At 59.0% G+C, this 13,067-nt stretch carries 13 protein-coding genes; 12 read left to right on the top strand and 1 reads right to left on the bottom strand.

The features are described from left to right. Positions 1-604: 4-carboxy-4-hydroxy-2-oxoadipate aldolase/oxaloacetate decarboxylase (locus ACQ7C1_RS30090; protein WP_430960962.1), on the top strand; the 604-nt coding region annotated here is incomplete at its 5' end. Positions 605-790: 186 nt separating this feature from the next. Here the strand turns inward: ACQ7C1_RS30090 and ACQ7C1_RS30085 are convergent. Next, complete coding sequence (locus ACQ7C1_RS30085; protein ID WP_430960961.1) at positions 791-1,666, bottom strand: LysR substrate-binding domain-containing protein; 876 nt, start codon at positions 1,664-1,666, stop codon at positions 791-793. Between the two features lie 140 nt (positions 1,667-1,806). Here ACQ7C1_RS30085 and ACQ7C1_RS30080 point away from each other — a divergent pair, with 140 nt between their 5' ends. The 11 genes from ACQ7C1_RS30080 (at position 1,807) to ACQ7C1_RS30030 (ending at position 12,863) form a co-directional block, all read left to right on the top strand. Next, on the top strand, positions 1,807-2,568 hold the full coding sequence (locus ACQ7C1_RS30080) for an SDR family NAD(P)-dependent oxidoreductase (protein ID WP_430960960.1): 762 nt from the start codon (positions 1,807-1,809) through the stop codon (positions 2,566-2,568). Between the two features lie 31 nt (positions 2,569-2,599). Next, the gene (locus tag ACQ7C1_RS30075; protein WP_430960959.1) at positions 2,600-3,439 is read left to right on the top strand and encodes a transketolase; all 840 of its coding nucleotides are present in this window, start codon (positions 2,600-2,602) and stop codon (positions 3,437-3,439) included. Continuing rightward, entirely contained in the window at positions 3,436-4,473 is a 1,038-nt protein-coding gene (locus tag ACQ7C1_RS30070) for a transketolase family protein (RefSeq protein ID WP_430960958.1), read from the top strand. Before ACQ7C1_RS30075 ends, ACQ7C1_RS30070 begins: the two co-directional genes overlap by 4 nt. 60 nt (positions 4,474-4,533) lie before the next feature. After that, positions 4,534-5,541 carry a TRAP transporter substrate-binding protein gene (locus tag ACQ7C1_RS30065; RefSeq protein WP_430960957.1) on the top strand — a complete coding sequence of 336 codons (1,008 nt, stop codon included), beginning with the start codon at positions 4,534-4,536 and terminating at the stop codon, positions 5,539-5,541. A gap of 25 nt (positions 5,542-5,566) precedes the next feature. Then, positions 5,567-6,097, top strand: coding sequence for a TRAP transporter small permease (locus ACQ7C1_RS30060; protein WP_097600202.1), 531 nt, complete (start codon positions 5,567-5,569; stop codon positions 6,095-6,097). Continuing rightward, a complete protein-coding gene (locus ACQ7C1_RS30055) occupies positions 6,094-7,353 on the top strand; it encodes a TRAP transporter large permease subunit (RefSeq protein WP_430960956.1) in 1,260 nt (419 codons plus the stop codon). Before ACQ7C1_RS30060 ends, ACQ7C1_RS30055 begins: the two co-directional genes overlap by 4 nt. Before the next feature lie 10 nt (positions 7,354-7,363). Continuing rightward, positions 7,364-8,866, top strand: a complete 1,503-nt coding sequence (locus tag ACQ7C1_RS30050) for a sugar ABC transporter ATP-binding protein (protein WP_430960955.1) — start codon at positions 7,364-7,366, stop codon at positions 8,864-8,866. Next, positions 8,863-9,873: an ABC transporter permease gene (locus ACQ7C1_RS30045; RefSeq protein WP_430960954.1), complete on the top strand. Its 1,011-nt coding sequence runs from the start codon at positions 8,863-8,865 to the stop codon at positions 9,871-9,873. The genes ACQ7C1_RS30050 and ACQ7C1_RS30045 overlap by 4 nt, the downstream gene beginning before the upstream one ends. 43 nt (positions 9,874-9,916) lie before the next feature. Next, positions 9,917-10,894: a substrate-binding domain-containing protein gene (locus ACQ7C1_RS30040; protein WP_430960953.1), complete on the top strand. Its 978-nt coding sequence runs from the start codon at positions 9,917-9,919 to the stop codon at positions 10,892-10,894. Positions 10,895-10,963: 69 nt separating this feature from the next. Continuing rightward, entirely contained in the window at positions 10,964-11,857 is an 894-nt protein-coding gene (locus tag ACQ7C1_RS30035) for an amidohydrolase family protein (RefSeq protein WP_430960952.1), read from the top strand. A 583-nt stretch (positions 11,858-12,440) separates the two neighbouring features. Then, on the top strand, positions 12,441-12,863 hold the full coding sequence (locus ACQ7C1_RS30030; RefSeq protein WP_430960964.1) for a DUF1349 domain-containing protein: 423 nt from the start codon (positions 12,441-12,443) through the stop codon (positions 12,861-12,863). The last annotated feature ends 204 nt before the right edge of the window (positions 12,864-13,067 follow it).

Here is a 13,067-nt window from a genome sequence, read left to right as displayed (position 1 = left end):
CGCGACAATCCACGAAGCCCAAGGGCGCCGCGGCGCACTCTCCTCGCGCCTCAAACCCGTCGATTATCGCATGAAATTGTGCGGCCCGGCATTCACGGTGAAATGCGCGCCGCGCGACAACATCATGCTGCAGCTCGCCATCAACTATGCAAAGCCCGGCGACATCATCGTCGTCTCCGCCGGCGAATACGAAGAAGCCGGCTCGTTCGGCGACGTCCTCGCCAATGCCTGCCTCGCCAAGGGCATCGGCGGTCTCGTGACCGATACCGGTGTGCGCGATACGCTGCAGCTAAGGGAACTTGGTTTCCCCGTCTTCTCGCTCAGCGTCTGCATTAAGGGGACTGTGAAGGAAACTATCGCGGCAGTGAACGACCCGATTATCGTCGGCGGCGAAATCATCAATCCCGGCGACATCATCGTTGGCGATGCCGATGGACTTGTGGTTGTGCGCAGGCAGGAAGCGCAGGAAGCCGCCAGGCTTTCGCAGGTCCGCGAAGATGCCGAGGCCGGCTATATCGCAGCCTACAAACAGGGGAAGTCGGTCATCGAGGTCAGCAAGCTGGAACCGGTGCTAAAGGCCAAGGGTCTCGTCGTCGACTTTTGAGACGGATCCCGCGGTCGCTTTGCAAGTTGGCCCGCCTTTTCGGCCGGCTGATCACAGACGCCGCGGCGTAGTTTCACTCCGGTTCCAAAAATCACCGATATGCCGCTCGAGGGGAAATCAACTAGTCGATGCTTCGAGTCCACTCGGGTGGCGAACCCAGGGTTTCAGGTTCCTCGTCAACGCGCCTCATGTCGGCGATGACGACGTGATCCAATCCGCAAAGATCTTAGAGAGCCGGCGTTGGCTACCAGCTTTTGGGTAAGCCAAATAGTGCCCGATGTAGCGATTGTCCCTGCTATTGGTGAAGGGCCGCACGAGCCGACCACTTTTCAATTCCCGATTTGCGAGAGTATTGGATTCCAAAGCGATCCCTAGACCATTTGCCGCTGCATCGACCGCAAGGAAACTTCTGTCGAAGCTCATCGCAGGAAGAGGAGGGGGGCCGAGATTGTTGAGTTCGAACCAGTCGATCCATTGGATGCGCTTCAAGTCGCTTCTGATGAGCGGCAGGCGCTCAAGATCACGCGGCGTTTTCAGCCGCTCTGCCATTTTCGGACTGCACAAGGGCGATACGATTTCCTCTCCCAGTGGCACGACGATGAGGTCTTCTCGGTTGGAAGGCTCGCCGTAAACAATATCGACGTCAAAGAGGCCGTCGACGAACCGTGCGTAATTCGTGCTTGCCGCCACTCTGACTTCAACGCCTTCGTTCTTGCTGAGAAAGTCTGGAAGTCGTGCCGACAGCACCTGCGCGGCATAGCTGGGTGCGCAATGAACCCGCAAAAGATGCGCCTTGTTCGATGAAATCATCTCAACTCCGCGCCGAAGCTCCTCGAACGCGTTGGATGCATGAGAGAGGAGTGTCTGCCCTGCGAGGGTAAGGGTGACCCTGCGTGTGCTGCGTTCAAAGAGAGATGTGCCCAGATCCCGTTCCAGCTTCGCAATGGCGTGGCTGACGGCACTCGGCGACAGATGCAACTCTTCTGCGGCAGCCCTAAAAGAAGCAAGCCGGGCTGCAGCTTCAAAGATGCGGACAGCGGAGAGAGAAGCCATCTGTAACATGTCATTAGTGAACCAGATTCACCTACCGTTGTAAACTTCGCGTTTGTCGAACGTCGTCGACTGCGGCAGTTTCGGCTTTGCAAGCCGACTGACATGTTCATGATTTGCCAGATGCTCGGGAAGCATCGGGAGGAGATTACATGCTACTGAATGGGAAGACCGCGGTCATTTCGGGCGCGGCGAGCAGGCGCGGCATTGGTCGCGCCACCGCACAGCTTTTCGCCGAGCACGGCGCTCGCATTGCGATCCTCGATATCGATTCAGAAGCCGCTGCGGAAGCGGCTGCGAGCTTGCCAACCATTGATGCCGGGGTCCACATTGGCCTGCGCTGCGACGTTGCCGACAAGGACTCCTGCACCAGGGCTGCCTCCGAGGTCATTGCTTCCTTCGGGGCCGTCAATGCGTTGATCAACAACGCTGGTATTACTCAGCCCGTCAAGACGTTAGACATCACGGATGCTGATTGGCAACGGATTGTCGCCGTCAATATGACCGGCGTGTTGTTCCTGAGCCAGGCTTTCATACCCTATATGCGCGACAATGGCGGCGGATCGATCGCCTGCATGTCTTCAGTCTCGGCGCAGCGCGGGGGCGGGATCTTCGGCGGCCCTCATTATTCGGCCGCCAAGGCAGGCGTGCTTGGCCTCGCCAAGGCGATGGCTCGCGAATTCGGGCCGGCTGGAATCCGCGTCAACTCGGTAACGCCTGGACTTATCCAGACGGACATTACCGGCGGCAAGCTCACCGAGGAGATGCGTGCTGACATCATCAAGGGCATTCCGTTGAGCCGGCTCGGTGAAGCGACCGACGTCGCGAATATTTATCTGTTCCTCGCATCAGACCTCTCCGCTTATGTCACCGGTGCGGTGATCGACGTCAACGGCGGCATGCTCATCCACTGAGATCCGTCGCCAAACGACCAGGAACACCCACATGACCCAGATAGGACACAACATCAGCCTCACCGAGCGGGCCCGGCGCATCCGGCGTCATGCGCTGCGCATGGGTGAAGTTCAGGGGCAGGGCTATATCGCGCAGGCGCTCGGCGTCGCCGACGTGCTCGCCGTCTCATATTTCCATGCAACGAATTACCGGCCGGAGGACCCGGAATGGGAAGGACGCGACAGGTTCCTGCTGTCGATCGGTCACTATGCCATCGCGCTCTATGCAGCGTTGATCGAGGCCAAGATCGTTCCTGAGGACGAATTGGAGACCTACGGCACCGACGACAGCCGCCTACCCATGTCCGGCATGGCGGCATACACGCCCGGCATGGAGATCACCGGAGGATCGCTCGGACATGGACTTGGCATCGCGGTCGGGATGGCTCTCGCTCTGAAGCGGAAGAAATCGTCATCCTTCGTCTACAACCTGTTTTCCGACGGCGAACTTGACGAAGGCTCGACATGGGAGGCAGCGATGTCGGCCGGATCTTACAAGCTCGACAACCTGATCGGAATCGTTGACGTCAACCAGATGCAGGCCGACGGTCCGTCGATCGGTGTCCTGAATTTTGAGCCGCTCGCTCCCAAATTCGAGGCGTTCGGCTGGTTCGTTCAACGGGTGGACGGGAACGACATCAATGCGCTTGTCGAGGCATTCGACCTCGCTCGCACCCACACGGATGCAAGACCTCGCATCATCATATGCGACACGAAGATGGCTAAGGGCGTGCCATTCCTCGAGGCGCGTGATCGAAACCACTTCCTCCGGGTGGAGCCTCACGAATGGGCTGAAGCCCTCAGAATCATCGATGCGGGAGCGGAAGCATGAGGCGTTCGAAATATATCCGGCCAGCGCATCTCGAGAACGGCGGCGACAAGCCTCGCCTGACGACTTCGGCGATGATCGCATCCATTGCCGGCCCGGATCAGCTGACCAAGCCTGCACCCTTCGGCAATGCATTGGCAGCGTTGGCCCGTCGAGACGACCGTATCGTCGGCATGTCAGCAGACCTCGCGAAATATACGGACCTGCACGTGTTCCGCGCGGCGCATCCCGACCGCTTCTACCAGATGGGTATGGCCGAACAGCTATTGATGATGTCGGCCGCTGGAATGGCGCGCGAAGGCTTTCAGCCCTGGGTGACGACTTACGCCGTCTTCGCGTCTCGACGAGCCTACGACTTCATCTGTTTGGCGATCGCCGAGGAGATGCTCGACGTGAAGATCGTCTGCGCTCTTCCTGGCCTGACCACGGGCTATGGCCCTAGCCACCAGGCGACGGAAGATCTAGCGATGTTCCGAGGAATGCCGAACCTGACGATCCTGGATCCCTGCGACGCAAGCGAAATCGAGCAAGCGGTTCCGGCGATCGCCGCCCATAAGGGGCCGGTCTACATGCGTCTTCTGCGCGGCAACGTGCCGGTGGTTCTGGAGGAGTACGGCTACAAGTTCGAGCTCGGCAAGGCGAAGCTCATCCGAGACGGCAAGGATACTCTGATCATCTCGTCTGGCCTGATGACGATGCGGGCGCTCGATGCCGCCAAGCAGCTTAAGAAGGACGGCGTTGACGCAGCCGTCCTGCACGTTCCGACAATCAAGCCTCTCGACGAGGCGACAATCATCGCCGAATGCCGGAAAGGCGGGCGCCTCGTAGTCGTGGCAGAGAACCACACCGTTATCGGCGGTCTCGGCGAGGCTGTCGCAGCAGCCCTGATGCGCACCGGCGTAGCGCCCCCCGCCTTCCGCCAGATTGGCTTGCCGGACCAGTTTCTGGAAGCAGGGGCCTTGCCCACGCTTCACGACCAGTACGGTCTCTCGACACTCAAGGTCACGGAGGCGGTGAAAGCCTGGCTTTCGACGTGATGCACATGGCCGGTTGAGGAGAGCCGGCCGACAAAAGAAAAGCTTATGACGGAGGATGATATGAGCTTTCAAGTAAAGAGACGCAGTTTCCTGGCGACTGCCGCGGTGGTCCTTGCGGCCCCCGCAGTCGTGCTATCCGCCCGATTCGCCGGTGCCGCCGCTACGACACTCACGCTTGGTCATGGAGCAGCGCCGGGTAATCCCAGAACCGTCGCGGCCGACAAATTCGCGCAGCTCGTCAAGGAAAAGACTGAAGGGCGCGTCCAGATTAACGTCGCGGGTGCGGAGACGCTCGGCAGCGATTCCGCCATGCTGACCAGCCTGCGGACTGGCGCGCTCGACTTTACCGCCAACAGCCAGGGCGCCACTTCGGCGATCGTCCCTGAGCTGAGCGCGCTTGGCCTGCCGTTCCTTTTCGAAAATACCGACAAGGCGATGGCCGTCCTCAATGGACCGGTAGGGGCAGAACTTGGCAAGCGTTTCGAAGCCGTCGGCGTCGTTCCGCTCGATTGGTGGGACAACGGCATCCGCCATCTTACCAACTCTAAGCGGAAGGTGACCACTCCGGCGGATCTGTCGGGCATGAAGATCCGAACACCTGCTGATCCCATGACGATCGACATCTTCCAGACCTTGGGTGCAGGGACCGAACAGATCGCCTTCGGCGAACTCTATATCGCCTTGCAGCAGGGCGTCGTGGACGGGCAGGAGAACCCGCTCGCCAATATCGAAAGCTCCAAGCTCTACGAAGTCAACAAGTACATCAGCCTGACCGCCCATAAGTGGGAATCGACGCCTTTCCTGATGTCGAAAATAGCTCAGGCCCGGCTTGGAGCCGACCTAGAAGCCGTGAAGGCGGCTGCCAAGGAGGCCGGGGACCTTCAGCGCAAGCTCTCGAGCGATAAGGCAGCCGAGGTGCTCCAGAACTTCAGGAGGAATACCGCTGTCGAGGTGGTGGAGGTCGACCACGATGCCTTTGTGAAGGCCACCGCGCCTGTCGCGGATATCTGGAAGAAGAAGCCGTTCGGCGACTTTGTCGCACAGGTGGTAGCTGCAGCGAAGGGCTGACGCCCACTTACGACAGGGAGGCATCATGAGCAGGTTCTACTCGGCCATCGAATTGGTCGCCGGAATGATCGTCGTATTTGCGCGCCTGGTGATCATCATCAGCGGCATCGGCCTGACAGTGGTCACTTCGGCCAATGTCGTTATTCGATACCTATCGACAAGCGGAGGCCTCTCATTCGCCCAGGAGCTGCCGATGCTGATGTTCCCCTGGTTCATCATCGCGGGCATCGTCATGGCCGCCCACGCCGGCGGGCATATGGCCGTGGAGTGGCTGTACGGAAAGCTGGATGGCGCTGTCCGGACGGCGGCCTTGATCGTGGCGAACGGCATCAGCGTCGCGGCATTTCTGGTACTGGCTTACCAAGCGACCGTCGTGGCCGAAATCGCAGGCGCGGAACACAGCGCCGTTCTGCAGCTACCGAACAGCATCGGATACTACTCGCTTTCCACCGGCGCGGTTCTCGTCTCCATCGTAACGATCGCTGCGACCGCCCGCGTTCTGAGATCGGGCTGGGAACACCGACTTGCAATCAGCCCCGAGGAGCTCGCGCTATGACCATCGTCATGATCATCTCCTTCTGCGTCCTCATGGTGCTTGCTGTTCCCGTTGGATATGGGCTCATCATCGCGGCGGGCCTCGGAGTGCTCTTCAACGGATACGTGCCTCTCTCGGTCGTTGCCCAGCAGGTCTACGATCAGACCCAGTCCTTCCCGATGCTGGCGCTTCCATTCTTCATGCTGGCAGGGACATTGATGCTGGGCGGCGAACTCGGCCGTCAGCTATTGGAGCTTGCATCTCGTGCGATGCAGCGCTGGAGGGGCGGACCGCTCTCGACCACGGTCGTTTCTTCAGTCGTGTTTGGCGGCGTCTCGGGTTCTGCCGTCGCGAATGCGAGCGCGCTGGGATCCGTGCTTATCCCGTGGCAGAAGAAGCAAGGCTTTCCTCCCGCGCTTTGTGCCGCTAACAATGCGACCTCGGCCGTCATCGACGTGCTGATACCGCCGTCAATTCCGATGATCCTCTATGCGCTGATCAGTGGCGTCAGCGTGGGCGACCTCTTTATCTCAGGCATCATTCCGGGTCTGATCATGGCCACGAGCTTCGTGCTCGTATGCTGGTACATCTCCGTCAGGCGGGGTTATGCCGCGGCGGCTGTGAATGTCCGCAAGCGCGAGCTGGCGCGATTGGCTCTCCAGAGCCTTCCGGCGATCCTTCTGCCGATCCTGATCATCATCTTCCTTCGGTTCGGCCTTGCGACGCCGACGGAGGTCTCGGTCCTGTCGGTGGTCTATTCGCTCGTGCTCAGCATTCTTTTTTACCGAGACCTGAGCTGGAAGCGTTTCTGCGACAACATGGTCGAGGCGGGCGTCGCGACGGGCGTGGTCATGCTTGTGATCATGGGGAGCGCCGCGGTCGGCTGGGTGCTCACGTTCGACCAGGCGCCTCAGCATATGGCGGAGTGGGTTTCCACTCACATCTCCAGCCCGATCGTGATCATTCTCATGATGAACGTCATCATGCTCGTCGTCGGCATGCCGCTCGACATGCCACCGGCTATCCTGTTGCTGGGACCGATCTTCGTCCCTCTCGCCGACTCCATCGGTCTGGATCGCGTCCAGCTCGGCCTGATGATGGTGATCAATCTGGGGATCGGGCTCTATACGCCGCCGATTGGCACCACGCTGTTCATCTCCTCGTCCATCGCAAAAGCCCCTCTTGGAACGACGACCAACGAGCTCTGGCCATATTTTGGCATGGCCATGCTTCTCCTGCTGGCGGTCAGCTTCGTGCCGGCGCTGACGATCTACTGAGGAGCGTTCGATGAGTGAAACTTTAACGAACGTCATGACGGTCCGGGGACTCACAAAGTCCTATGGTGCGACGTCGGTGCTTAAAGGCGTCGAGTTCTCGGTTGCGCGTGGCGAAGTTCATGCACTGCTTGGCGGGAACGGCGCCGGGAAGTCGACGATGATCAAGATCATCACTGGCGCAGCTTCGAAGAACGACGGCGATATCCGCTTCTTCGACGATGACGGCAGGGAGCGGAGCGAGATTGAGGGCAGGGCGAAGGTTGCTGTGGTGCACCAGGAGCTGGCGCTTCTGCCCCATCTCACCGTGGCGGAAAACATCGCCTTGCCGCATCACCGGAAAGGCATGGGTCTGTTCAGACGCACGGCGGCCGCAAGACAGGCCTTCGAGTCCCTGCGCATGATCGACCAGGGCTTCGCAGCCACCTGTTTGCACAGGCTTGTCGGGAGCCTGAGCCTTCACGAGGGCCAGATGGTCGAAATTGCCAGGGCTCTCTCATCGGGCGCGGAGTTGATCCTCCTGGATGAGCCAACGGCCAATCTCACCGCCCTCGAAACGGAAAGGCTGTTTACGGTATTGCGGAAGCTGACCCGCGAAAATGGGCTGTCGGTCGTGTTCGTCTCCCATCGCATGAAGGAGATCAGGCAAATCGCGAACGTCTGCACAATCATTCGTGACGGACGGACGGTCGTGGACCGGCAGGCGATAAACGAGCTGTCCGACGCCGCGATCATCGAGAAGATGGGCCAGGTGGCGGCCTCCCACGCGGTCGAGCCGACCCGCCTGTCGGCGGTCACGTTCGACGCTTCTTCCGCGACGGACACGCTCACGATCCAAGAGCAAGGATTCAAACTGGAACTGCGTCCTGGCACAATTCTCGGGGTCGCTGGAGCCCCAGCCGGACCTGCGATGCTGATTGACGGGCTGACCGGAGCGGCCCGGAGGAAAAGATGGACTGTCGCGCGCGCCGGATGGCCGGATCGCCTCCAGTCTCCGCGTCAAGCCGCTCGTCTTGGAGCTGGATATATCACGGGCGACCGGGCCCACAAGGGCGTGCTCCACAGCTTGCCCATCCTCGACAACGTCATGGCGTCGCGACGGGTTGTCCGCGGTGCCGCGATCGCAGGCGGATCGGAAGGTGCCGAGTGCCTCGACCTTCTGAAGGCTCTGAAGGTGAAAGCGGCTTCCGTCTGGGACCTGCCTAGCACGTTGAGCGGCGGCACGCAGCAGAAGCTCCTGATCGCACGCTGGATGGGTGTTCCGTCCCGGCTGCTGGTCCTCGAGGAGCCCACAAGAGGCGTCGACATCGGCACCAAACGTGAAATCTATCAGCTCATCAGGCAGATGGCCGCCAGCGGCACCGTCATCGTCTGGTGGTCGACCGAGAATGTCGAACTGCTGGAAGTATGCAACCGGGTCGTCGCCTTCGACACCGAAGGCAGATGTGCTGGCGTCCTGGAGCAGAACGAATTCAGCGAAGAGAAACTCGTTACATTGACTGGAATGGCAGCATGACCGGAACGCACGCACCGACCGCTTCGACTGCAACGACGACACCTGACATAAAACAAAGGGAAAGCCTCTTCAGCGCCTATCGTACGGAGATCGCCATTGCCATTGCGATCGTGCTTCTGGCGCTCGCCGTGGGGTCTCAAGTTCCCCAGGCGCTGACATGGGGCAACTTTGCGAACATCACCCAGGCCGGGGCACCGCTCATCATCATGTCGCTCGGCGTCCTTCTGGTCGTTATAACCGGCGGCATCGATCTATCGGTCGGGTCGGTCTTCTCGCTCACCGGCATGGTGACAGCGCAGGCAATGTCGAGCGGTTTCGGCGGTCTCTCGGCAGGTCTCATCGGGCTCTTCGTCGGGCTCGTATTTGGATCCCTCAACGGCTTTTTGGTGACAATCGCAGGCCTGGCGCCTTTTGTCGTCACACTGATCACGTTCGCGGTCGCCGGATCTTTGGCGTTCATCGTGACAAACGGACGATCGATGCCGATCGGCGATCCTGATTTCTGGCTGCTTAACAGCGGCAGCATGATACCCGGCGTTCCGAATTACATCTTGTTCTGCGTTGTTCTTCTGATCCTGATCGAGCTCTTCCTTAAGAAGATGGTCGCAGGCCGCTGGTTTTATGCGGTCGGAAGCAGTTCCATGGCGGCGTACCTGCTAGGCATTCCCGTCAAGCGCACGAAGTTCATGGCTTATGTCGCGTCTTCGCTTCTGGCGTCATTTGCCGGTCTGCTGACGATTTCGTACATACTGAATGCGGAATCCACGGCGGGATCGAGCCTTATGCTGCAGGCCATCGCCGCGGTCGTGATCGGCGGAGCAAGCCTCTTGGGCGGCACCGGAACCGCTGTCGGCGCCGTGCTGGGGGCGTTGATGATCACCGTCATTCAGAACGGCGTCAATCTCATTGGTATCAACAGCTTCTGGCAGGGCTCCGTCACCGGTGCCGCCATTCTCATCGCGGTTCTCATCGACCGCTTCAGCAAATCGCGGCGGGGAGCCGTTTGATCTTAACCCGGCATGTCGCCGGACAAGCGGAGGAGGAACGTAAATGGAAAATCTCAAACAAGGGCTCAGGCTCGCCGCCTGTGCAGCCATTGCTACCGTGGCATTTTCAGCAGCGGCACAGGCTCAGGACAAGAAAACGGTGGCCTATCTCGCCCCGTCACTCGACATCTCGTACTGGCAGTGGGTCGGATATGGTGTGAAGGAGAAGGCGAAGGAACTCGGCATGGACTATGTCGAGTACACGTCTGAAAACTCACCTGCAAAACAAATGGACAACGCTCGCACGGCGGTGACGAAGGGGGTCGACGCGATCGTGATCGGGCCTGTCAGCTCGACCAGCACGCCGCCGCTTCTGGCCTACCTGAAGTCACAAAACATTCCGATCGCCTTCGCCGGCATCGGCCCGCAGCCCGGCCAGACCGACTACACCTCGTCGGTTACGGCGAACAATTACGAGACCGGCAAGGCGCAGGGAGAATTCGTCTGCAAGCTTGCCAAGGACCGCGGCGGCAATCAGGTCGGCATGTTGTCGCTGCCCCAGGACCGGGAGAATGCCCAGAAGTATCTGAAGGGAGCGGAAGAAGCTTTCAAGGCAAGCGGGTGCGATCTGGCGCAGATGCTGGAGACGAGGGGGCTTACCGTGAACGAAGCCGTCACCCAGGCCAACGACATGCTCACTGCACACCCGGACATCAAGGCGATCTACGGCATGTACGACGAAGCCGGGACGGGTGCGGCTAAAGTTCTACAAACGCGGGGACTGACTGGCAAGGTCGGCATCGCAGTTGCGGACGGCAGCCCGACGACAATTAGGCTTTTGAAATCGAACGCCATTCAAGGCATTTTCTTCCAAGAAGCTGTCGGACAGGGAATAGACGGGACCCAGCAGGTCTTCAATGCTATCTCCGGCGCCCCGGTCAAAAAGGACCTCGCTCTCGTCATGCCGCTTGTCACAGCGGATAAGGTCGATACGCCGGAAGCAAAGGCCGTCATAGCGCGCGTTTTTCCGCCGGCGAACTAATTTGGAATCGGGCGCCGGCGATCATCTCCGGCGTCCTCCCAAGCGTGGCCATATTCAGGGGCAGCAATCATGGACGACCTACCGATCATCGATCCGCATTTCCACCTCTGGGATCTTGAGAACAACTACTATCCGTGGCTGTCTGATGGCGTGAAGCCATCCGCGTTCGGCGACTATGCTGCGATCAACAAGACATACCTTATCGAGGACTTCCTCGCCGATGCGAAGAACCAGAACCTCGTGAAGGCGGTCCATCTCGACGTTGGCTATGATCCGAAGGATCCGGCCGGCGAGACGCGGTGGCTGCAGAGCGTGGCCGACAAGCATGGCTTCCCGCACGGGATTGTCGGATACGCCGACTTACGCAAACCCGACGTCGGCGACCTTTTGGACGAGCACATGTCATATCCGAATTTTCGCGGCATCCGACAGTCGATGAATTTCCATCATGATCCCGCGAAAACCTATCTGACCGAACCGGAAGTCAGTCGGACGCCGGACTGGCGCCGAGGCTTCAAGGAACTGGCACGGCGGGGCCTCAGCTTCGACCTTCAACTCTACTACTGGCAGATGGAAGAATTCCTTGAACTTGCCCGGGATTTTCCCGACGTGCAGATCATTCTCAATCACACCGGAATGCAGGTGGATGGTCCCAGCCATTTCGAAGGATGGAGAAAGGGAATGCACATGCTGGCCCAGGCGCCCAATGTTGCATGCAAAATCTCCGGTCTCGGCATGGGAGATTGGACGTGGACGGTGGATAGTATCAGGCCTTACGTGGAGGAGGCGATCGCGGCTTTCGGCGTTGACAGATGCATGTTCGCTTCGAATTTCCCGGTCGACAAGCTGTTCGGCAGCTACGACAAGATTATGGACAGCTTCAAATCCATAACTGCCAGTTATTCTCAAGACGAACGAATTGCGCTGTTCCACGACAACGCCGTAAGAATCTATCGGATATAGAAGTCGTGGCAGCTGCCGAAAGGTAGTTGTCCCATTCAACGGCATCAACCCGTCACGGTGGTCATGAAAAGCAGCGACCGTTGGGCGAACCTCAATTTCTGATCGGAGGATGCAGCCGCAGAGAACGCCAAATCCCGTTGGCTGCCGCGCCAACTAACGCGCTTGCAGGTCATGATGCCATTTCCGACGAGGCAGTTCCCGTTGGCAGATCCGCTTTTCATTCGCAGCAGGCTCGGGGTGAACGTCACATCGCGTCAGGTTTCACGGCATTGCGAAATTGGCCCCGAGGAAGTCCATATGATTTTATTTGGTCTTGTTGGTGCTTCTCAGGACGGGGCGTCGGCGTTCTCGGTCAGTTTTCCGATCGTCTTTCAGAACACAGCAGCCCTTTTCATAAAGAGCGGAAGTCATACATGAACTTAAATAGATTGCAGATTAGGGGCGGAAAGCATGGGACGGCAGTAGTCGGCGACAGGAGTTTGACGCTGACTGCCAGTGCAAAGACCGATTGGTTTCATCATCCCGCAGATAGGTTCCGGCAAAACGACGTACTTTCGTTGGCTACGGAAGTCGCTGAAGAAACATTTGCGGTCACTGCAAGGGTCTCTGTCGAGAGTTCGCGGCGCCCTACGACGCAGGCGCAATTTTTCTGCAGGTCGATGACGACAATTGGGCAAAGTTGGCGTTTGAATACTCGGCTGCCAAGAAGCCAACAATCGTAAGCGTCGTTACGAGGACCACCTCAGACGATTGTGACGGTCCGAATTACCATGGCGAAGCTGTTTGGCTACGCGTCTACTGCGATGGGGATACTATCGCATTCCATTTTTCGGAGGACGGCAAATTTTGGCAATTTCTACGCTGGTTCGCCATTCCCGGCGTTCGCGACCGTCCGATCAAAATTGGATTTGGCGTTCAATCGCCCACGGGAGAAGGTTCGACGGCGCACTTCGACCACATCGACATAAGTTTTGAAAAGCTCGCCGACCTACGAAACGGCACCTAAATTGGCGGCTAACGCTCATGCCGGGTACAACGTCCGGCTGAGCTGAGGCACAAGGCTATGTTTGCCCAAGCCATTCGCTAATGATCATTCAACGGGTGGATTGCGAACTGACGTCGCATTCTGCGCGAGGTTCGGCAGCGTCAGCGATCAGCCTGCGTATCGGAACTCGGACTGCATAATACACACCGCCGGTTCTGAGGGCGA

This window comes from Rhizobium sp. Nf11,1 (genome assembly GCF_050587665.1).
Taxonomy (GTDB): Bacteria; Pseudomonadota; Alphaproteobacteria; order Rhizobiales; family Rhizobiaceae; genus Rhizobium.
The sequence above is the reverse complement of the archived record's forward strand: the minus strand, read 5'-3'. Positions and strand labels throughout refer to the sequence as shown.